At 42.4% G+C, this 22,568-nt stretch carries 14 protein-coding genes; 3 read left to right on the forward strand and 11 right to left on the reverse strand.

The window, feature by feature from the left end:
- Positions 1-450: 450 nt before the first annotated feature.
- Positions 451-1,014, forward strand: a complete 564-nt coding sequence (locus HCG69_RS08125; protein ID WP_221649640.1) for a hypothetical protein — start codon at positions 451-453, stop codon at positions 1,012-1,014.
- Position 1,015: 1 nt separating this feature from the next.
- Entirely contained in the window at positions 1,016-1,456 is a 441-nt protein-coding gene (locus tag HCG69_RS08130) for a hypothetical protein (protein WP_221649641.1), read from the forward strand.
- 517 nt (positions 1,457-1,973) lie between these two features.
- On the opposite strand, the gene HCG69_RS20660 is transcribed toward HCG69_RS08130, so the two are convergent.
- From HCG69_RS20660 to HCG69_RS08170, 8 genes are all read right to left on the reverse strand, one after another.
- Positions 1,974-2,381 (reverse strand): hypothetical protein, encoded by a 408-nt coding sequence (locus tag HCG69_RS20660; protein WP_255585576.1) that lies wholly within the window; start codon positions 2,379-2,381, stop codon positions 1,974-1,976.
- Between the two features lie 396 nt (positions 2,382-2,777).
- On the reverse strand, positions 2,778-3,254 hold the full coding sequence (locus HCG69_RS08140) for a hypothetical protein (RefSeq protein ID WP_221649642.1): 477 nt from the start codon (positions 3,252-3,254) through the stop codon (positions 2,778-2,780).
- Positions 3,251-6,379 (reverse strand): hypothetical protein, encoded by a 3,129-nt coding sequence (locus tag HCG69_RS08145; RefSeq protein WP_221649643.1) that lies wholly within the window; start codon positions 6,377-6,379, stop codon positions 3,251-3,253. Before HCG69_RS08145 ends, HCG69_RS08140 begins: the two co-directional genes overlap by 4 nt.
- Before the next feature lie 18 nt (positions 6,380-6,397).
- Positions 6,398-7,549: a hypothetical protein gene (locus HCG69_RS08150; protein WP_221649644.1), complete on the reverse strand. Its 1,152-nt coding sequence runs from the start codon at positions 7,547-7,549 to the stop codon at positions 6,398-6,400.
- Positions 7,550-7,575: 26 nt separating this feature from the next.
- Entirely contained in the window at positions 7,576-8,649 is a 1,074-nt protein-coding gene (locus tag HCG69_RS08155) for a FimB/Mfa2 family fimbrial subunit (protein ID WP_221649645.1), read from the reverse strand.
- Between the two features lie 236 nt (positions 8,650-8,885).
- Entirely contained in the window at positions 8,886-10,559 is a 1,674-nt protein-coding gene (locus HCG69_RS08160; protein ID WP_221649646.1) for an Mfa1 family fimbria major subunit, read from the reverse strand.
- Between the two features lie 32 nt (positions 10,560-10,591).
- A complete protein-coding gene (locus HCG69_RS08165; protein ID WP_221649647.1) occupies positions 10,592-12,022 on the reverse strand; it encodes a DUF3868 domain-containing protein in 1,431 nt (476 codons plus the stop codon).
- A gap of 12 nt (positions 12,023-12,034) precedes the next feature.
- Positions 12,035-12,619 carry a DUF3575 domain-containing protein gene (locus tag HCG69_RS08170; protein ID WP_221649648.1) on the reverse strand — a complete coding sequence of 195 codons (585 nt, stop codon included), beginning with the start codon at positions 12,617-12,619 and terminating at the stop codon, positions 12,035-12,037.
- 868 nt (positions 12,620-13,487) lie between these two features.
- Between HCG69_RS08170 and HCG69_RS08175 the strand changes: the two genes are divergently transcribed.
- Complete coding sequence (locus HCG69_RS08175) at positions 13,488-14,333, forward strand: helix-turn-helix domain-containing protein (RefSeq protein ID WP_221649649.1); 846 nt, start codon at positions 13,488-13,490, stop codon at positions 14,331-14,333.
- A gap of 932 nt (positions 14,334-15,265) precedes the next feature.
- On the opposite strand, the gene HCG69_RS08180 is transcribed toward HCG69_RS08175, so the two are convergent.
- From HCG69_RS08180 to HCG69_RS08190, 3 genes are read right to left on the reverse strand one after another with little or no spacing between them, the layout of a single operon-like run.
- Positions 15,266-15,952: a hypothetical protein gene (locus HCG69_RS08180; RefSeq protein WP_221649650.1), complete on the reverse strand. Its 687-nt coding sequence runs from the start codon at positions 15,950-15,952 to the stop codon at positions 15,266-15,268.
- Between the two features lie 12 nt (positions 15,953-15,964).
- Positions 15,965-19,228 (reverse strand): RHS repeat-associated core domain-containing protein, encoded by a 3,264-nt coding sequence (locus HCG69_RS08185; RefSeq protein WP_221649651.1) that lies wholly within the window; start codon positions 19,226-19,228, stop codon positions 15,965-15,967.
- Positions 19,212-22,490: an RHS repeat domain-containing protein gene (locus HCG69_RS08190; protein ID WP_221649652.1), complete on the reverse strand. Its 3,279-nt coding sequence runs from the start codon at positions 22,488-22,490 to the stop codon at positions 19,212-19,214. Before HCG69_RS08190 ends, HCG69_RS08185 begins: the two co-directional genes overlap by 17 nt.
- Between the last annotated feature and the right edge of the window lie 78 nt (positions 22,491-22,568).

A 22,568-nucleotide genomic window follows, 5' to 3' on the forward strand; every position in this document is an offset into this window, starting at 1 on the left:
GGAAAACGAGGTATCATTAATTTGGTATCTCGTTTTTTATTTCTCCCTACTAAAAAATGCCGAAACTCCACTACGGAGCCTTGAAATCCCTAACTATGAATTAAATACTTAAATTTATGACAGACACATCCCAATTATGGTATTCGCTTAACAAGGATTGTAGCGACATACCAAAAACTCCAGTAGAATCATACTCCGATTCGAAAGAGCAAACGAATAAATTTTCCGATGACATAAAGGCTTTGGGAGAATATTTTCCGCAACTGGCTTCTTTATTGGATAAAAAGGATAGTAGGGACGATAGCCTAATACTGAAAATAAACCTTAAAGATATGTTTACTCTATGTCCACGTAGAAGATGTAGAGCAGACAGATATGAAAAACTACAGGAATATCTGAAAGAGAATCATAACACAACCTTAATCATTAAATCACAAAAAACTAAGTAGTATGAAAGTAAAAAGATTTTCAACAACAAGAGATGAAGAATTGAAATGTACTGATCCCGAAAGCTATATTGATGAGAACGGTATCTTATACCCCCGACTAGCAAAGATGCCAATACAGGACTTGTCTTTGATAGCCAATTTTAGAGTGGAAATGATGAAGCGTTATTATACGGGAGATATACGGGAAGTAGATTACCCCATAGTCGAGCTTCTAATGGACGGGCTCTCTGATATTCCGGTAAGACACAGAATCAGTTGTTTTGAGAATGCGGTATTCATCCAGATAAAATATCCCCCTAAGTTATATGGGACTGATGATGCTAATTATGTACATATAGAATTGGCTGCTCATATATTCAGTCTGACTACCTCTGATATGACAGATATAGCGGATGAAGACGGGGAATTATATGAAGATGAAGATGGGCATTCATTGGTTAGCCTGGAATGGCTGACAGATACATATGAGGATCGGTTATGCCAACTTGTTAATTACGAGAAACTAAGTTTCAAAACTGACGGACAAGGAGAAATATCAATAATAATAGAAAGAAAACTAGAGTAATATGAAAAAGAAAATATTTACAATGGGCAAGGTGTATGATTTGAGTACATTGGGAGTCAATGAGGTCGAAAATGCTGTTCAGGCGGATCTGGATAAGGTCTTTAATGCTGGTGGAGTCAGATTCCTATTGAGAGAAGTATTAGGGAAAACATTGGAACTGACATTTCTCCGTAAGTACAGGGAGGGTGAAATAGACTGGCTGAATTATGATCCGAAGATGATTTATAATATTGATGCCAACATTATTACTGGGCATAGTTTTAATGGTTTCAGGATACCGGATTACTGGGGAGGACTTCCATATGGTTATCCTTTTTTCATGCCGAAAAGAGAATTTATAGGGTGTTATAAAAATTCGGCTGTAATGCTTGGGGCGAATCAGGTAAAGAGAGTTAAGATTACAGCACAACCGGAGAAGATGGTTATGAAGTTGATGTTTTAAAAGAAAGAGAGAAGATAGTTAGGGATAGCTGTCTTCTCTGCTTTTTATTTCTGTTAGTACACAAAATTACCTCAGAAGTGCGATTCTACTTGTACCTTTTCAAAATAAATATATATCGTAGTGCATTGATATTCATTTACATAATAAATACGAATACAATTGAGTAACAGAATAGCAACAATAATAAATCTTATATGCAACTTATTCGTCACTTGTCAAGAATAAAGTAAGGAATTGATTTGTATTGTATACAATAATAAAAAAGGGAAAATTCATGCAACGAAAATAAAAAAGGGAGAGATTCTTGTGTTTCTTCAAATCGGTGACCATAGGCAGATGAAAATATAGATTACACAACATTTAGCCACTCGTTGGGTATGGTGTAAAAAAGAAACAGATTTACGGGTGTGCCGTGAACCTATTCGTATAATATAGTATAATTTTAATCTGTCTTTTTCATTTGTTACACCAGTTCAGTGCCGTTCGTGTAGAATTGGAATATTCAGATTGAATGTGTTCAGTTTATTATAGAGGATTGATTTACTTGTTCCTGCTGTTTACGGTGTTCTATAAGTTCAGGGAAATGGCGTTTGATAAATTGTCCCAGTGAGCAGTCGTTCAGTCCGAAACGGCGGGCAATGGATTTCAAGGATTCCGAGGTCGTTTCATATACGTGTATGGCTTCCTTGTATTTCTCCATGCTTTTAGGCGATACCATTTTGCCCTTCTCCGTTTTTTTCATTCCCAGACAGGCGTGCAATTCCGGTTCGTGCTCTTTCAGGTATTGCCTGAAGCATTCAGGGTGCAGGCCAAACTCAGCCGCAACCTTTGCTGTAGTAAGTCCGCCTTCTTTCAGCCGGGCGATGGCATCCGCGTATTTGGCAGTGGTGGCCGGGTTGTATCTCCGTACTGACGACCAGTCCACGGGCTTGCCTTCCTCGTAAGGGATCCCTTTCCGCTCACAAACCAAGTCCTTGTGCCAGGTTTGTAGGTAGTCGTAGAAACCTCTTATCGATACGCCGGTCTGCTTGGCTATTTTCCGGGCGGATAGCGGCGTAGTGCGGTATAAGTGCAGGGCCTCCGCATACATTGCCACCGTTTCTGGCTTCGGAGCATGCAAGGTACCTCGTCCCGTTATCTTACTTTTACATTGCTGTCTTATAGCTTGTTCGCGTATTTTGATGCGATTCCCGACCAACTCCTTGTGATAGAATATCAGGTGTTGTTCCAATCCGGTGTAGGAGACATTGCAACGATTGGCGGCATCTTGTACCGTGATATAATGGTCGGCACGTAGAAGTTTCACCGCCTCTGCATACTGTTACTTACACCACGAACGTGTGCCACGGGGAAGGCCAACGTCCAGCCCCAACTGTTGCCGTGCCCGCTCCCGAAATTCCAGTACTTCAGGATAATGTGTGCGTAACTGTCTGCTGAGATTCGTACCAGTCAATCCAAATTCACGGGCTATCTGCGATACGTTGTACTCTATATAGTCCATGCTGTCACACGCCGCGATAGCTTCCTTGTATTTGGCATGGGTTTCGGGATGCTGCCCGCGCCGCTGGTTCATCTTGATATCGCCTGCTTCCTTCGGACTGCACTTGATACCATTGCGTTCCAGCATCAAATGACGATGGTAGGTATTGACATAACGGGAAAATCCGTTGAGAGAAACCCCACACTGCCGGCATATCTCGGCAGTGGAGAGGTTGGTGGTGGAGTACAGTTCCAGAGCCGGACGGTATTTCGCTTCCGTCTCCGCTTTGCATTCTCTTATTCGGTTACATTTGTTCATTGGGTTACATCTTCTACGCACCTGATAAAGCAAGCAGAGCCGTTTTCACCTTGCAATGGTTCATTTCCACCCAAACTAAAATCGAGGGTGAAATAGTTAACATCAAGATAGCATTGATCGTTAGTTAACTTTTCACACCAGTAAACCGCACCTGGCCTCATATACACGTTCTCGAACATCGGTCTGTACGCGAGTGTCGACCATGCATCACTATACGTTGAATACCTCTTGCTTCGCCATGCGTATTGCAATGCACCAGGAAGACTAATTCCAGAGCTATACCACGACTTTTCTGTTCTACGTCTGCCATACCCGGAGGCACCTATCGGAAAGAACAGATTGTTTCCATTGACTTTATTGTACACGAAGCATCCGCGCATTCCATAGCTTGTGTTTTCACCTCTATAATAGCCGTATACCTCCTCAACTTTTTCCAATGTTTCTGTTGCACCATCGCCATAGAGCACCCCATAGCCAAATTCCCGGTCTGCACCATCACGCAAATTTTTATAATCAGCTACATTTGCCACACGAACGCTAACTTTAGGTCCGTTCGGATTGGTTACATCTGCCACTTGTATATTCTTGTCTGAAAAACCTGGAGCATTTGTAGCGGTGTTCGCGAGAATGTCGCTCCATGATTTAGCCCCATCTCCGGCCAAACGAAGTGTGTTAGAGCCCACCGGTACCTGAAAGCCGTAAGTCTTATTGTTTTCGGCAAGAATGGCATCCGTCAAGTTTCCGTATTTGAAAAGCGAGCCCTCTTCTAATGGCGATTTGGTTTCTTCTGTGCCGCTATACAAGTTGAAGGTGTGCCATTTTATGTTTTGATCATTCAGTGCAATCGGAGCATAGCCCTGACGAATGAATATGCGGTGATGGCACGTGTAATTGTTATATTCAACCAATACAATGGCAGAACGAACCTCTTCAGGATTTGTACATTTCCCATTGAACTCAATATAGAAGTCCATCGGCGAATCGATAGTCCCGTGCACGTATCCATCGCCACTGGCTCCCTTGAGACGGATCATGTTATTGTTATCGATTTCGACCTTTGCCCGCCAAGGACCTTTAGAGTCGTATGTCTCAAATTTATCAGCACCTTCGTGAGGGAGAATCTTCATTACCACATGAAAACTTTCAGCATTGTCCCAACTCCGCCACACGCCTTTGGGGTTTACACACCGACGTACTTGGATGATTGAAATGGTATCTATCAAATTTTTGCCATCCTTGTCCTTAAGTATCTGCCCGGTAGTTTTATCCAACAACTTCATTTGTAACTTCGCTTCGCGAGGATATGCCACATAGACATTGTTCCCCGTATAGCCACTTGTCGGAATCATCTGTTTTGGACGTGTATAGAACGGCATTTTCAGATGTAAACCGCCATTGCTGCCTTCCACCAGTTCGACGGAATAGTTGCCATGATCACCGACTGTCAGATTATCAAACGTCCGTGTTTCGTTTTCTGGCTTACTTTTCCATTCTTCTTTATTCCAATCCTTATTGTTTTTATAATGCTTATCATCTCCGATTATCTTTCGATTATCCTTCGCAAGCGACAGGAAACCGTGCCATACAGCCGTACGCACGTGCCCCTGAGGATAGACCTTCGACGTATCGGCATACTGATAAGTGTCGCCTTCTTCCAAGGTAGGCCACCAGTGATTTTCGATTACACGCACCTCAAGTTTTACATTCTCCAAACTGCTTCCTCTGAGTTTAATGGGAATGGTTGCTTCCTGATTGTACAGATAGGAAATGTAGTACGGATTAGGCACAATAAGTTCCTTGTCCTCCACGAATTCTATGTGCCAGTCGACATCGTTGGCATAGCGGTTGAAGTTAAGCGTCAACTTGTAGTGGCAGTTGCGTCTGGCATTGTAATCTTTATAAATGTCCTGCCCGAGCATGAAACGGTAGATAATCTTACCCTCGCCGGGACGATCGCTCAAGCGCGCATCGTAATATGCCTCCACCTCTATGTAAGTTCCGAACTCCACTCCGTCCTTCGAACAATAAGTCTTATCATTTGGCAGCCCGGGGGCATCGAGCACTCCATTGTTATCACTATCCTGCCGTTTGTCCTTAATTCCGGGCTTCGTATCTTCATTACCCTGCAGGTTTTCATAAAAATACAAAGCAGGAGTATTTTCCGTATGGAAATCTTTTACCGATGGCGACTCGGAAACTGTCTGCTCAGGTGCTGAAAGGCCATAGACGGGTTTGCCTCGTGAAACGAACGGCCAAGATTCAAACTCGTCGTTGTCGGGATCGTCTGGTCTGCCGTTATAATAATAAATTTCTCCGTCTTCATGCAGTTCTTCTGCAAGTGTTTTGCCGTTCGGTTCCCAAGCTGTTCCTGGTTTATAGCCGGGCGTATTGTCGCGGCCCAGATAGCAAGTCTTAGGTATGTGCTTTATCGTTATCGATTTAAAATGTATTCGGATGCCATCATTCAGTTTGGAGGCATCGAATGCCACGGTCACTTTGGAAGCCACCCGGCGTAGCCACGCGTGGAGTTTTACGCTTTTTTCATTTACTACAAAAGACTCGTCATCCGCTGACAGAGCGGGAACGGAGCTTTTCGTGAAGAAGCCTATCATTTGGCCATTGTTAGCCACGTTTTCGGAATCCCATACGAGGGGAATATTCTTGAGTCCGTCAACTGTTTTTATAGCGTCAGAATAAGCCGTAAGCAGGTCGGGAATATTCGCCACGGCATACATATAATATTTGCCGAAGCTGATTTCCTCCGGCAGCTTGAAAGTGGCGCGTTTGGTGGTTGTTTCCGCTGTATGGTGTTCGCCATTTGGATTTGCTTCCGCATCATTATCCGTACGGTTTTCATCGGACACGGAATATTCCTCTATCTTCCATTTATTTTTTAAATTCTTGTCTTTATCATACAACAAAACATGTAAACTACAAATATCCTTCAGTGCGTTTCCAGCAGCCCGTGTCCGGCTCAGTGCCGAGGACATGGGTTTGAAGTCCAAAGTGGCGGATATACTTGCCTTGCCTTCACCTATGATTTCTTCTTTCATAAATTCATCATAGCAACCTGTGACGGTTGCTATCGTCAGGAAGAGAATGATATGTCGTACAAAATGCTTCATATACACTTATTTATTGTTTTATAATCCGAATTCCGGCTCAAGGTTTACCTCGCTATATGGAATCACATCCACTACGATTTCGTTGCTATTATACATGGTTATGTTCACCACAAAATGGGTGTTACGGAAAAGTGTCTCCAAGTTATCGAGTTTGCGAACGAAAGGTTCATCCCTTCCGGCTATATTGATTTTCAGGGTGTACTCCTGCTCGCCGTCTGTTGTTGCTCCCACTTTGAGATTTTTGCTTTCGGGCAGGTAGAAAACGGGAACATCACTTGCCGTGCCCGGTTTTGACTTATCCGGGTAATCTATGTCAACTGTCGGTTTTCCAACTGTAACCTTTCCATGGATATAGGTGGTTGTTTCAGTTCGTTCTGGTAATTCGTAGTCCGTCAGCCAACCAAACTTGTTTGTGGCTTCATTGCTATTTTCGTTAGAAGCATCGGAAACCGCCTTCAGCCAATCTATCCAAGTGGAGTATTCGTTGTTATAAGGGTAGTTGTTGACATGCGCCATCAAGAAGTTTTTATCTGCATGGCTCTCTATGGAGAAGTTGTTCACAGTTACTTCCTCTCCACGCCAGTTCATAAAGTTTACGGTGAACTTGGTGGCGACACGCACTACGTAGAATGTCTCCTCTACAACTCCTTTTTCAGGGAAATCTATCTCGTACATGGAAGACATTGGGATGGGTTTTCCGCCCGAATAGTCAGGGGCGAAATATAGGTTGCTCACTGCGGCTTCAAAGCCGGGCATTCCTTCTGTATAATTGTTGAAGAAAGCGGTCAGCGTACTGTTTACACCTGCTACGCCCTCCATTGCGGACACGCTCTCTTCGTTGGCGAAGAGGTATATCTTTTTCTTTTCGTTGGGAGTTACTTTGAGCAGGATGAATTTCTGTACTTGCGAACCCTCCAATGCATAGTATCGGTTGTGTTCCACTGTTCCGTTTTCATGCAGGACTATGACACGCACGTTGTGCATCTTCTCATTGTCGGGCAACGTTGCTGTTCCCGCCCTCGTCAGTCCGATCGGCTCTATATTCAAATACAGGGTAGCTTCCGAAATCTCCTCAAGCAAGGATTCTTCCTGACTGCTGCACGCCACCATAAGCGGCAGTGTCAGTGCCGCCAGACAGATTACAATGCTATGTATAATGATCGGTTTCATCAGTCAAATCCTTCTTTTTTTAATAATCAATCGATATCCACGTTACTCAATACCACACGCCATGACAGAATCTGAATAACGCTGCTTACCCAGTTGTTATCCTCATCGAGAAAGAGAGTCATCACGCACTCGTCCAGACGGTCGAGGAACTCCCTCTCGCCCATCGGATAACGGTATTCCTCCTCGTAGTACTCTTTTCCCATTAAAGCGTAGTCTATCACCGGGATACGGGCCACCTTCTTGCCGTCCTTGGTGTCAATGGCAAGTATCATTTTCTCGCGATGTGTCTCTATCAGACGGCCAACAGTGAAGTCGGCTGCGAGTCCTTTCACATTACTGATGGCACGGGTACCTTCCTTGTCGATGCCGGCCTCGGTACTTAGTATATCCCAAGGGCGGTAGTTGATATTCTCGTCGGTCATCAACTCATTGTCGTGTGCCATAAGACCATTTTCATCATCGATACGGAAGATGAAGTCAGCCTCGTTTACATCCTCTCCCGACAGGTGGTGCAAGATAACACGAATGTGATTGGTGTTCTTTATCAAAGGCATGGTGTATTCATAGCTACCGCCATCATCGTTAACAGGCAGCGAGACATCCAGCATACCGTGGAAAAGGCGATACAAGTGTTCCTCACTGTATGCGCCCAACTCATCATGCTGGCGGTTAAGCGCACACTTCAACTGCTCCATACGGGTTTCTCCCACACGGGCTTTGGGTACAGAGAATGATTCGTCATGCTCACCGTCGTTTTGAAGTCCGCACCAGGCAAGCAGCTTATAGTCACCAGCAGGCAGATCGAACAGCATCGAATAGTTTTCTGCCATAGCCGGATCAATCTGTTCCTCACGTTGCCATACCAATACGCCGGAAGGGTCAAAAGCATATAGATGAACGGATGAAACCTCGTTGGCGAAAGCATCTGCCCATTTCAAGTTCTTGTCATAGCGGAACTTGAGGCGATATGATACGGAACAATCACCCTCGTAATCATAGATGACACTGTCGCATGACACAAAAGCGATAAACGGCAATACTGCCATCGCCGTCATCAACACACGCAATGCCTTTCTCTTTATATAAGTCTTTATTTTCATGCCGTTTATATTCCTATATTTGTTTTATATATGTCGGTTGCGGGTTTTATCCCGCAAAGAATTTCCTTAACAAGTGGGAGTGTCTCTTTATGGGACTCCATGGTTGCGTATCTCTCTTTGCACCGATACGCGGGTGCTTCCGTTTTCATCTGAGGGGGAAAAGGTTTGAAAGGTGGGGAGATATATCATCCCCTCGGGTCTCTCCCCACCTTTTTCTATTTATTGTATTTTCAGTATTACCACTCCAAATCGATGTCCTGGTTTACAACACGCCATGAGAGAATCCGGATCTCGGCAGCGATAAAGGTATCGTCATCTTCCGGCTCTTCAGGATAGATAACTTCCCCTGGGTCGTAAACCGGAGTTCCCAGACCGGTAAGCGTTTTGATATTGGCTGCATAAATGTGGTTACGTACCACACCCTTTTTACCTTTGACGTTGACATCTGTTGAGGAACCGTTCAGGTGCTGTATATCAAAGTAATAATAGGTGTAACCTTCTTTCCAGACTTTGGCACCGCCAAGACTTTCCAATACTTCGTTTGCATCTACAGCAGTTGCATCAGCCGAGCTGGAGCTGTACCATGTCTTTTTAGCAGCATCAACGGTCAATTGAGCATATACCTTGTAGCGACCCGGTGTGCTCTGATCTGCCTCTCCGGCTGTAGTAGCTGTTTTCAGTTCTATGTCAGTGACATCAATCCCCATCTTTCCGGTTCCTTCTGCATTGTCTTTCCAGAGGCCTGAAGCTGCCGCATATTTCGCTATCAAACCGTCAATGGTAGTTCTTTCACCTGCATATTCTGCAAACTCTATCGGGGTGGTACCGTCTGCTTTAACAAGCTGGGCGGCGATAATCACCTGTGAGGGTTTGGTAGGGTCTGTTCCGTTTGTATAGTCATCGGAAGCGTTCTCCTGCAGATATGTGTAATTTGTTTTTGGGCTTCCTTCTGTGCCGGCATCGAAAGCCGTGATGGCATTGGCTGCGGTTGTACTATTTGCGGTGTTGAACGGGCCATAGTTGTAGATCATTGTTCCCGGATTCACTGCCCAGAAAGAGCGGTAGTAGTCTGCCGTATTCCAAAGAAGTGTTGAACCGAACAGAGCCGAAGTCCACTGAGGATTGATTTCCTTCATCAGGCGTGAAGTTCCAGCAGTTGCGGTTACGTTCCATCCTAAGAATTTAACGTAGATTTCCTCGTTGTCGAATTTCTCTGAACCATCGGCAGATGTTTTGTAAACACCGTTAGCGTTAGCTGTAAGACCGACAGTTAGACGGGCTTTTGCCAACACGCGCTCCACATGGATGATCACAGGGTCTGCTTTTGCAGCTTCTGCTGTGGAGTACAAGTGTCCGGCTACATTCACGGCTTCCATCTTTGTGGTTCCATTGGTATAAACGGAACTGCTCATGATAAATGAAGTTGTGCTGCTGTGGTCAGCAATTACCTCGTTAAGTTTGGTGATGCTTTCTACTGCTCCAAGATCTACTTTCGGATTGACTACAGCCACGATAGAAGTAGGAACCTTGTCTTTCGCCGGAGTCTGAATCACCAGAGTAGCCGAGAGGATTTTCTCCACATTATTCATGTTCTTTCCATCATCCGTCGTATTTTCTACGTCGTAGTATGTGCCGCCGCTTTCCCCTTTTACTTGTGCCGCATTGTCGTCTGCGTCGAAAAAGTAGAAGCGCACTTTTGACACTGTGTTTTCTTTACCCTTACCTTCTTCGTAATTTCCTTCTAAGTCGGTAGCGCGTGTCAAAGTGCTTGTGGCATTGACACTTACGGTTAGGAACTGCGGCTCCCCATTGTTACCGTTGTCGGTACCGGAGGTGATGTCTTCCTCGCTGGAACAGCCAACGAACGCCAGTCCGGCGACCATTGACAAGAATAGAGTTCTAATTCTCATGTTGTTAAAAATTAAAAGTTATTAATAGGTTTTTATCTCTTTTGTCTTTCATTCAATTCATTCAGTGTGGTGGCTGCCTGTTCCAGCCCCATGTCCCTCGCCGTCTCCAGGTATCGCCTCGCCGTTTCGTAATCCTCTTTACGGATGGCAAGCGCAGCGCGGGCATATACGGCTTCGGGGATATCGCCAGTCTTCTCTAAGTATTGCTCCGCACGGACATAATCGTCTCGCCGTATGGCAGCATTGGCGGCATTGAGGTTGGCAATGGTGTCATTCGGGAAGATACGTACGGCGGTCTCAAACACATCAGTAAACTCCACTGTGCCCGGTTCATACTTTCCAGCAACGAGGTAGAACTCGTTGAGACTCAGCTTCTGCGGCTGTTCCGCCATGATGCGCTTTATCTCCTCAGCCTCGCTGAACTTACGGATGTTGTAGTCGATGCGGTAGTCCGTATGGCGCAACGCAGGATAGAAATTCTGCAGCATGAAGCGGTATTCTTCCGGATAAGTGCGCTTGATTTTTGTTTCTTTGGCATCCGGTTCCATATCGCTATCTATCATAGTCAGAATCTTCTCACGGTGATTGATGTTCGATTGTTCCACGTAACGGCGTAATCCTTCCCAGTCCTCAGGTTCGTAATCGGTTTGGATAATGCTGTCTGCAAAGTGGTACAGCTGCCCGATGTGTTTTTTAAGTGTTGCTGTACGCCCGATGGCAAGCTCCGTATTGTGTTTGTAGGGACTTTCGGGAGAAGCAAAACCTTTGAGCCAGACAGAGGTGATGGTAACATCCTTGTCGTTACGTACGGAGTCGATAGTCGCCTGTATCTTGCCCAGTTCAACCGTGTTGCGACGGTAATCGGGATAAATCACCGTCTGGTCAACCGGGAAGTCGATGTATGCAGAGCCGGACAATGAACGGCTTTTCATGATTTCCGCTTTGGGCTGCACAAATACCAGTTCCGGGAAGAAAGCCTCACGATGGCGGCCTACTATGCCTTCGTATTCCGCTAATATCTCGTGGCAACAGCCCCAATCGCTACGGTGGAACTTAAGCGTTGCCCCGTCCATCCAGCCTTCGTACTCAGAGAGATTATTGTATGCCACGTTGTCTGGTTTGTCCGATACGCGATAAACCGTTTCATTTTCCCCCGAGATACTGCCTATTCCGTTTCGCACATAATAGTAATATCGCCTGCGCCCGTAAATTCCTACCGAGGGTAGGTCGAGCGAATCCGTTCCGTTGACCAGACGCGGCGTGAGCAGTACGGCACGGTTTGCCTCCACATTGAGTTTGTTTAGATCCAGATTCATCTCCACGGTAAGGTATTTTCCCTCACGATTCATGTTGAAATTTTCAATGGAAACACCGGGTGTGATGTCTCTAGTACTTTGTGCCATAGTTTTCAACATATTTCCTATGCCCAGTAGGATTGCCAGTATGAATATCGTCCTTTTCATGTTCGTTGCAATTTAAAATAGATAAACCAAGTTAATGGCTGCTTTCGTAGGCCCCATGTAATGATGTGGTTTGTTTGTTTCTACCTTTTTCCCACATCCTGAACATCGGAACTTATCATAACGGGTATAGGAATAACCGAAACCGATTTCCGCCTCCAAGTTCCAATGGTGACCGAGAATCCATGCATAGCCATATGCTATGCCGGTCCCCACGAACCAGCCTTGATAACGGGTATCTTTCAGTTTCCGAGCATCAGTACCCAGGAATTTAACTTTCCCGTCTATTCCGCCGATGTTGTATTGACCGCCATGCAGGTGAAATCCAAAAAAATGCGCACCAAAACGGTCGCATAGCCAATAGCGCACTTCGGGTTGTACAGTCCAGTGCTTCCAACGCCTATTATGCGACAGATCCCAGGCATTGAACTGCCCGGTAACATCCAATGTCCACTTGGGGGCCAGCCCCAACTCTATGCCCGCATTTATACTTGATGTTAAATCATATAACAAATTACTTTTAACAGCAATTGTCTGACTTTTCATTTCCAAGCAGAAACATAAAGCAAAAAGTAAAACTATATGGTATTTAAATTTCATATTACTACTACTTTTATTAAATTCATAAAACAAATGCAATAATTATCCCATTTTTGGGGGATAACTCCTTACATTGTCGATATTTTTCATGCAAAATTTCGCAATAATTTTGTATGGAAATTTGTATGAGCACAAAATATACATGAGTAAGTGAGAAAACAACGCTTTTAACTGGACAGCAGAATGTTCATAAACTACAAAACCACCTCTAACAAAAGAAATACAAATGTCGCTTACATTTGTCCTCTCCAATATCTTTATATAATTCATTATCATTACCATGTTCATTACTTTGTATTCTTTATTACCATTCTAAGATTAAAAAGCTCATATATTTTCATATATAATATCTATGAAACAGGTAAAAACATTCAATAGTTGTTCCGAATATATTTTAGATCACATTCTTATTCTTCAATGATTATCTTAAAATCCTTACAAGAATAAGAAAAGAATAAAAGAACTATAATATAGCCTCCCCAATAATATAATTTTATATTATATTGTTTTTTTATATATTTTGATGCAAAGTTAATTTGGATTATTGTTAATATCAATATCTATTTTTTATTTTTTTATCCTATTTTTAATTTTAAGTGTAAAATATAATATTAAATTATCATACAGCCAAATACCATTAAAAAAACATACGCATTTATCATAGTAACTTATGCGTATTACTTAAATATCAACCCCAATACCATTCTTAAAATCATCAGCAAGCATCAGTTGCTATCTATCTATACTTCTTATTCTATTTTATAATATACTAAAATGAACTAAGAAAACACGATGTAGTGTATATAAAAATGACTCTAAATATCACTTTTTATTTTTAATGTTTATATTTGTACCAAAAGTCTAAAACATGAAGAATGAAATTCTAAAAATAGATTTATCTAATGACTGGATTGTACACACCAACATTAATCAGGAGTTATTAAAAAAATATTTAAAGTATCCAGTACGTTTAAAATGCGAAATACTACTTCTATGCATGGGAGGAGAAGTAGAGGCCACAATCAATACAAACTTAATAACAGCAAGGCCTAATGATCTGATAATACTTACTCCGGGAAGCGTATTGCAAATCCACAGAATAGAAACGAATTCGGAATTCCATATTCTGGGATTCTCTCAACAGTACATGGAACATCATAACTCGGACAATATAATACCTGAAACGTTATATGCAGCATTAGGAAAAGCCAAACTGACTTTAAAACAGGCAGAAGCAAAAATGATAAAAACTCATTTCATTTTCTTGCAACAACTATATTCATCTATGGATGAAGAAACCAGAAGAAGGGTTACATACAATATTTATCTGAATGCACATACAGGTATATCCATATTATACAAACACAGGGAAGCTGACACCTTTTCTCTTTCGAAAAATGAACAATTATGCCGAACTTTCGCACAGCTAGTATTTCACCATTACATACAAAATAAAAGAGTAGCCTGGTACGCTGAGAAATTGGGAGTTACTCAAGTATATTTATGCACAATAGTAAAACAAGTTACAGGAAAAACATGCACAGACTTCATTTCATACATGGTAATTATGGATGCAAAATCCCAACTAAAACTCTCAAAACTTTCTATACAACAGATTTCCGATTCACTGAACTTTCCTAATATTTCTTTTTTCAGTAGATATTTTAAACGATACACAGGAATGACTCCGTTAGAGTACCGGAATAAAGGATAAAAAGGAGAAACGTTAACATTAATCACATAATAAACAAAAGAGGTGATTTCACCATTAGAAAACAGGCAGAAGTTTTGACCGGAAGAGATAGCAGTTATCAAAATTGTCACAATAGTCAAGGACCTGCTCAATCCATTCTGATGGAACATTAGTAGCCCACTTATCCGTAACTGCCGCCTACAAAGATAAAGTTGCCTTCACCCAGGTTCACTTTCAGTTCCTTCAGTTCCAGACGCAAGGGAGGAAGAGGACGGTTACGTTTCATAAAACAATAAGAACAGGAGTGTTCGCACATTACGCTTTTTAAAGAAAACACTCATTTCAATACACTCATTGGATTCTAGTAATGCACTTTTATTGTGCTCTTATTTAATTGTATTATTAAAATAATTATATTTGTCACAAGTTTTTTGAGACTGATGAAGAACTGTAGTAAATAACAAAGAGTGTAAGTGGTTGATAATCATATATGGATGAAAATTTACGGGATTATTTTCAGATAACCACAAAGTTGCGTAAAAATCGGTGTTGAGTTGATGCAGTTGGAAGGGGTATTTGAGAGGTATGGGCATAAAAAAAGGAGCAACGCCTTGCTCCAACCTTTGTTAACCTTAAATCTAATACTATGAAAAACACGTTGCAAAGATACGGACTTTAGCGAAATCTGCAAATTATCCAAGTAAAAAAGAATGTTATTAAACATACTTTAAGAAAGAAGTTCTTTTTATTAAGACCTGATAAGGATTTTGGAGGAATGAAGCTTTATCAGGTATAGCGATTATGAAAGCAAATGTATTTTAAAAAATGAAGCTGTACTTTCATATCCAAAACATCTCTCTAAATTGTGCTTCTAAATTAATCTATTTTTGGCATCTTCTATTGTGTGTTCATTTTTACAAATATCACTATGTTTTTTATAATAGGTAGTTTATTTACTCGACTATTAGGTTTGTGGCAGGAATAAAATCCCATCCGGTAATTTTTGACTCCAATAAATGTTTCATTAGACGTTCGCTGATGTAATCTTCACCATCAACAATACCAATATAGAAATAATCAAGATTCATGTCCCCAAAATTAGATGTCATAAATAAAGTGTCAGCCGTTACACTGTTAAGTATATTTTTCTCTCCCATGATTTTTCTTCGAGTAAGAAATTCATCCTTGGAATTGATGGACATAGATGCGCCTTTTGTGGAATAATTATATTCCACAAAGGTGCTTTTCTTGTAATCTACAAGATCTGAATAATCGCATTGGGTATGAAACATATAATAATCGTATTTCACTTTTCGCAGATATAAATTCATTTCATAGAAGCGATGCGGACATAAGTTATATGTTTCCAAGATTTCTTTGGTTCTTGGACTAACTATTTCCAATTGTCCGCCAAAACCATTGCTTACTATATCCGTTAGTTTTGCTCTTCCAGACATTCTTATTCCACTTAAGTCTGGAATGTAATCCGGAAACTTTGTATATAGGTATTCATATAAATCAAATAGGGCATGAGGAGCGTTAGGATTATATTCTTTAATGAAACTATACGCTTGTGGAAAATCAGAACCTATTAGTTTAGGGTCTGAAGATGAACTTACTATGTAATATTTTTTATTCATATAATTGTGTAATTAAAGTAAATAATCAGAATGTCTTGTAGTTTGTATCTTTATGACTGGCAAAGGTAAAGATGTATTATCTTGGGGTAAAGATACACCTTTTAATTGTAAATTATTGATTTTTATCTTGGGATTATTGGATATCTGTTCGCGTATTGATTGCGTTGTTTCTTTTGCAAAGTTGGCAGCTTGTTCAGGCGTAGGGTGGGGATTGTCTTTTGTAAATTTACTGATTTTTTCCCCAATCTGTTTTGTATAGTTTGGATGATTTCCATGTTGTCCTTTGCCAGTAGCTCTACTGAATTTCTCAACAGATATTTTATTCTCTTTTCCTTCAAATTTGAAACCTCCTTTTTGTGCTTGTTTTACTAATGGGTCGTTTTTCAGCTGTTTCGGTATGATATGATGTTTTTCGAACTGAATTCTAACCGGTTTATTGGAACTTAATAAAGTCGGATTATTAGAGCCTAATAAAGGTGTATTCATTCCAAAAAAGGTAGGGGGGATGATTGCTTGATTTCCATCCGGATCAATAAACCTCACCGGATTCCCCATGCAATACGTATACGGACTCCACGAGTAATACTTCTCCGCCAACGGATCCATCGAAATAAACCGCATTCCGTTGCTTGTATGAAACCTTTTTCCCGAGTCGTACATATTATATCCGTGCACGGTCAGCTGTTCCTTGCCGCAGAAATGCTTCGGCTGCAGGGCGTTCCGGTCTAAACTGCGCCAGATGGTCCCGCCCGGTGTGTATTCCAATTGCTGCACCACTTTGCCTGAAATGGCCGCCGCCGTTGTGCGTACGCTCCCTAAGTGATCTGTCACGAAGTAATAAGCGGTCATCTTGTCATATTCCGGTTCACGGACATTTATATATCCGCATGGCAGATCTATCCGGGTGATTATCCCGTCTTTAAGTAAAATGTCACCGTCCCTGATCTCCTCCGTGGTATGAATGGGGTCATTGAACTTTTGGACATTGTCGAGCAGATAAGACAATCCTGTGCTGTACGTTTTATGAACCGTCCGGATGCGTTTACCATCTGCCATATAGCTCATCCGGGTGGTATTTCCGGTCTTGTCGAAGAGAACGCTGTCCGGCAGATTCAGCCTGTTGAAATGTGAGTAATAGATGCCGTCCGGCAGATTACTTGTCTCGTTACCGCTTGCATCGTAGGTGTAGCAGTCTTTACCCTGACAACTTCCATAGGCAAGATGGGCGTATTCGGCCGGAGTGGTGTAATCCGACAGTTTGTAGATGCCTGACGGCCGGTTTCCGTTATGGAATATCTCGATGTCGTTGACCACTTTTCCGTCGATCTTCTGATAGAATTCGTTGATGTTTCCCATCCGGTCGTAACCCATCCTCTCTTGATACGAAAAGTTACGGGAAGTGACTACCGTATCCTTGACATTATGCATAGTGCTCTCCTTGAGCCGGTTCAACTTGTCATATTGTAGCCGATAGGCATATGCATTGTCTCCCTGCTTCACTTGTATGCCGGTAATTTGCCCGTTGAAGGGTCCGGAATTGGAAAAGCCGGAGGCCATTACTTTGTCATAATACAGGCGTTCGCAGAAGTTCCTGTTTTTGATCTGTTCCAATCGACTGCGCGAATCGTACGAATAGCGGATGGTATCTTTTTTATCAATCAGTATCTTCTTGCGGACCCTGCCGAACTCATCGTATTCATAGTTCAGCATATCTCCTTCCAATACAGCTTTGAAGTATTTGGAAGCCGGTTCATGGGTGACATAATAAAAGGATGTCCGAAGGCGATTAGAGTGATCGTACAGGTTACTGATTCTTCTGTAACATTCCTCGTTTTGGCTCTTCCAGTAGGTATGGGTCTGGCTGATTTCGTCAAGAAAGCCGTAACTCTGATAAATACGGGTATTCAGTCTGCTTACGTTGTTGTATTTGTCCGTACGGGTGTTGCGCGCCCGATGGTCGTAATAGAACGTACACAATTCATATCCGGGTTCTTCCAGACAACTGACGTAACTTCCTGTCTGCAGGGAAGTACCGGGATACTCCCATTTGCGTGGCGGTTTCGTCACCCATCCTTGATAGTCAAGCTCGGACTCAAACATGGGAAGTGCCAGGAAGTCGTATGTATCGTAATAATAGGCTTTGGTTATGGTAAGCGGATGCGGGTATACGATGTTCTCCGAGTAGCCGAATGAAGCGGGTGAAGTATCCCCTGTGTACTCCTCTTTCACGAGCTTGTCGGCATATGTCAGGATCATGTTATCGAGTGTGGATCCTCTGAATACTCCTTCGAGTATAACCCTGCCGAGTCCGTCGTATTTGTAGAAGGTCCATTCGTTCGACAAGCGTTGCCGGCCGTCTTGCTCGAGTACAGGGCGGTGGTCTCCATCATATACCGTATAATGCCAGTCTACTCCCGGAAGTTTGACGCCTACGCGATGGTTCTGTATGTCGTATTTGTAGAGATAGGCATACTCTAAAAAAACATTGGTCTGAGCCGTATAGTATGTTTGTGTCTGTTCGCTGTTCGACAGTCCGTGGATTAGTGCCGGTGGTAGGACGGCGATCAGTTGGTCCCAATCGTTATAGACGTAATATGTGTCACAAGGACCGTCGTCGCTCATGCGTCGTTCGAGCACGGGGCGGTTTTGCTCATCGGAAAACACATAGCTTACATTGCCGTCCTCGTCTGTGGTCTTTACGCATGTAAGGCTTCCATCCGGATATTTCCCCTTCCTATCCAATCGGTCGCTGTAATGGGAATAGGGACTGAAATACCAGACGGACAACTCGGCGATGGTATTTGTATTGAAGAGATATTCCTTACGGACTCCCTTGTAGGAGGTGTTCCGGCCTATCTCTCCTGTTATGCGGTGATATGCATCGGGTTCGTATTCATAGTCCACATAGTGGTCTCCTACATCCGGAGATTCGATGAACCTTTCTCTTTGTTTATAAGTTCCGTCCGCTTCGTTAAAAGGGATGTAACTCCATTCCCGTATCTTTCTTCCCAGCCCGTCGTAGTCAATGAAATTTGCCATATCGTTTCTCTGCGGGGTAAATGAGTGTTTTACCGTCTGAACCAGACGACCTGCAGCATCATAGTAGGAAGTGGATACCATTGAATTGTTTGTATCCAGAATAGTGCCAGGAGAATATTCCCATCCGGGAGCATAGGTACGGATATAGTTGTCTTGAGCCGGTAAAGCCATTGCCCAAAGTAGAAAAGAGAGCAAGATGCAAATCCGATAGGGGATGACACTACTTTTCGTTTGCATATTTATATTCGTTTTTCTGTAAGACATATTCTGTTCCGTTTTTATTTTCAATGATTTCGTCCAGGCGACCGAATTCGTCATAAGTATAGCGGGTGACCATGCCGCGGGGATCGGTTTCTGAAACGATTCCTACCAAAGGCTCATATTGGATTACCGTGACCGGCGAACGGGGCAGTTTTGTCCGTAAGGAATGTAGTATTTCCCAATCGGCGTCAGAAGGTTTGGTTTTGTCGGCAATGGCGTCAAAGTCCACACCGGCTTTCTGCACTTCGGCGACTGTGGCGTTGGATATCTGGGCGATAATGTACTGATGGTGATAGCCTCGGACAAAAACGACCGTCTGCCCCATGCGGGTGGAGAGGGAGGTGTTACATCCCGATTTGTCGTAAGTCTGATAGGTTATCTCCGGTTTTTCTTTATTCAGATTTTCCCCTCCGTCAAAAGTAGGGTGGTCTTTTCGGATCTTTTCTCCATAAAATTCATATTCTTTCCACGGACTTAACATTTCGTTCTGGTAGTGAATGTGGCATACTTTTTTTGTACCGTAATAATCATCATTCACACAGATTTTTTCTTCGACGGGCGTGGATACATAGTTGTATTTTTCAACGGCGTCCTTATAATAAGAGGTACTATAATCAATCGTATACGAAATATGATGCGAACGTTTTTTTTCCGATTCGGTGGTCGTTGTCTGTAGAATTTGATAATTACGCCAATGATAGTCATATTCCGTCTTTTTGGGGTGGCAGATAGTCCGGCCGCCGACTGCGGCATAAAGGGTATCGAATACGACGGCAGGAGCAACGTGGTACTGATCGATCCGATAATTGTAGGGCGGATAGCCTGTGGACACCTTGAATCCTAACAGATAATCGGGCAATTGTTCACACTTATACTGGGTGACTGTTTTTTGCTTCAAAGTAGTCCCGTTAGAGTAAACCCGATGCTCTAACAGCTGACCATTCAAGGGCATTATGGATCCGGGATCCTGTATCCCACGAGGCTCTTTCTCCTTTTCGTTATAGTAGACATCGGTTTCTACGATTTTTTCATTCTGATACTCTTCGGTTGTGGTAACTTCTGTGTATCCCATGAAATAGTTATTGTATGGGTTTTCCAAAGGTATGAGGGAATTTGAATTATATTCCAGGAAGGTATAGTAGCCGATGGGGTGGGAAGAATCTGAATAGCTATATAGCATATTCTGTTTGATAATGCTGAATTTGGATTCTCTGTTTAGTCGGCCGGACGGCAGGTTGCCGTAATCCCGATACGAATATTTTATTGTGCTGACCGGAGATTTTATTTCGGCAATGCGTATCCCACCTACCTTTTTTTCAATGGCTTTGAAGTTACCATAATAGATGGAAGTCGACACAGTGAGCCTGGCCGGATATTCTGACTGGAGTTTTAATCGGTAAGTACCTCTTTTACATGGTAGTTTAAATTCAAACATATACCGGTTGGTCGATGATGCCGGACTTTTTATTGCATCATCAGGAATTCCCCAAAGTGTATAAGATGGAGAAAATGTGATTAATGGGTGTGCTCTTTCCTCTTCCTTGTAGTCAATATTATTGTATGATGTATCGCCTTGGTAAATATAGGAAAATGCAATGTAACCATTACTATAAAGCATATCGATAGTAACTGTTTTAGAAACTTCATCCATTTCTTTTACGTAATAGCCCTCTATAGGGGGAGTGGAAATGTCGGGTATCCAATCTACCCTGTCAAGAATCGTATTATTTTCATATTTGAATTCGGTACGTCCACCAGTGGGAGATGTTAGGGCTGTCAGGACACCTATTTTGGCATGCTCTGTAGGGAGTTTCTTTTCATCCGGATATAAGGAGAATGTTGCGTCTTTTTTTATTAAAAGTCCGTCGGTAACCGGACCTGTATTAGAGTATTTGTATTTATAGATATCAAAGGGAATGACTGCGGGACTATAGGGTATCCAGGGAGATGAGCCGTTAAAGTATCCCCAGGCATCACAACTGTAGCAATTCTTCTGTGGAAGAGGTTCTTGTTCATCATATTCCATTTGATATACTTGTTTCTTTTCGCCAGTGCCTTTTAGAGCTAATGAGGTCAGTTTCAGGCGTGATCTTAAAAAGTCCGGTTGTGAGATTTCATTGCCGAATAGATCTTTTCCTCGAAAATAGGAATAATTAAACGAAAAAGTACGTAATGGTAAGGATGCATCTTTTTGATATAATTCGATTGAGCCGAGTGGATATGCTCCATTTCCTCCTTTATAAGGATGGCAACGGATATCCAGTCTCTTTTGGGCAGCCGGCAAGAATTTCAAATACCCGTTCTTCCAACGTATAGTTTGTATACGGGGGTATCTGTCAGTATATTGCATACTGACGGTTACATTTTTATCAATGGGCATTGCATTCATGTATTGATTATAAGCATTGGTGTTATTTGCAAAAAAACACTTGGAATCTTTGATATCAATATGTTGTTCCGTCAGATATAAAGGGCTTAAGTAAGTATTCTGCTCAATGGTATAGTCAAGGTAGATGGTATCTTTGGTCGGGTATTCAATACGGCTGAGATACCAGGAACTTATAATCCCCGGTTCTGTGAAGCTGGGTGTCCTGTCTTTGTTCGGATCCAGGTCGGGACTTGTATTTCCAGAATAAGTTTCCGAGTATTTTCTTATGTATTCTGTGGCACTAAAAATGTATTTGATATTTTCGGATGTGGTTATTGTAAATCCGTTCGATAATGAATTCCCTATTTCGATGCGGAGGTTCTGTTCGGGGTTCGACACGATGAATTTGTCTTTCAGCTTGTTCTTTAAGGCACCCCTGCGGAAATAGAATTTCCCGGAATACCCATCAAAGTTATATTGAAAGATATCCGGTTCTATGTTTTGGGCGATGCTACTTCCCTCATAAATATCACCTTCTATTTCTATATCTGCGGGATCATTCGATAAATACTTTACTATAGGAACCGGGTTGGCATGATTTGCGTAATAAAACTCGTCATCATTTCCACAAATAGATCGGGATATTGCCCCACCGGCAGACAGGCTCCAACCAAGTCCTACCCAACTGGCTTCTTGTGCTACCTTGATTCCGGAAGCATGATAATTCAAAGAAATAGGAAGAGAGTAATTACCTACTTGAATGGTATAAATCGGAATATTGACAGATGGGACTCCTGTGTGTTTCGATACGGGAATTGCCTCATACTGCATGAGAGCGTAGGCTTCGGGTGAGGGAACATAGTTTTTCATTAAATTAGCAGCCTTTTGCCCGTATGATAGACTGAAAGGGGATAATATGAGCAGTAGTATTGGTATGTATTTAAGCAT

Origin of the sequence: Bacteroides sp. K03 (assembly GCF_019734355.1) — a bacterium.
Taxonomy (GTDB): Bacteria; Bacteroidota; Bacteroidia; order Bacteroidales; family Bacteroidaceae; genus Bacteroides; species Bacteroides nordii.

What these genes read in the sequence shown, in the direction of transcription:
- HCG69_RS08125 (WP_221649640.1), top strand. Translation starts at nt 451, where the DNA reads ATGAAAGTAAAAAGATTTTCAACAACAAGAGATGAAGAATTGAAATGT.
- HCG69_RS08130 (WP_221649641.1), top strand. Translation starts at nt 1,016, where the DNA reads ATGAAAAAGAAAATATTTACAATGGGCAAGGTGTATGATTTGAGTACA.
- HCG69_RS08140 (WP_221649642.1), bottom strand. Translation starts at nt 3,254, where the DNA reads ATGAACAAATGTAACCGAATAAGAGAATGCAAAGCGGAGACGGAAGCG.
- HCG69_RS08145 (WP_221649643.1), bottom strand. Translation starts at nt 6,379, where the DNA reads ATGAAGCATTTTGTACGACATATCATTCTCTTCCTGACGATAGCAACC.
- HCG69_RS08150 (WP_221649644.1), bottom strand. Translation starts at nt 7,549, where the DNA reads ATGAAACCGATCATTATACATAGCATTGTAATCTGTCTGGCGGCACTG.
- HCG69_RS08155 (WP_221649645.1), bottom strand. Translation starts at nt 8,649, where the DNA reads ATGAAAATAAAGACTTATATAAAGAGAAAGGCATTGCGTGTGTTGATG.
- HCG69_RS08160 (WP_221649646.1), bottom strand. Translation starts at nt 10,559, where the DNA reads ATGAGAATTAGAACTCTATTCTTGTCAATGGTCGCCGGACTGGCGTTC.
- HCG69_RS08165 (WP_221649647.1), bottom strand. Translation starts at nt 12,022, where the DNA reads ATGAAAAGGACGATATTCATACTGGCAATCCTACTGGGCATAGGAAAT.
- HCG69_RS08170 (WP_221649648.1), bottom strand. Translation starts at nt 12,619, where the DNA reads ATGAAATTTAAATACCATATAGTTTTACTTTTTGCTTTATGTTTCTGC.
- HCG69_RS08175 (WP_221649649.1), top strand. Translation starts at nt 13,488, where the DNA reads ATGAAGAATGAAATTCTAAAAATAGATTTATCTAATGACTGGATTGTA.
- HCG69_RS08180 (WP_221649650.1), bottom strand. Translation starts at nt 15,952, where the DNA reads ATGAATAAAAAATATTACATAGTAAGTTCATCTTCAGACCCTAAACTA.
- HCG69_RS08185 (WP_221649651.1), bottom strand. Translation starts at nt 19,228, where the DNA reads ATGCAAACGAAAAGTAGTGTCATCCCCTATCGGATTTGCATCTTGCTC.
- HCG69_RS08190 (WP_221649652.1), bottom strand. Translation starts at nt 22,490, where the DNA reads ATGAAAAACTATGTTCCCTCACCCGAAGCCTACGCTCTCATGCAGTAT.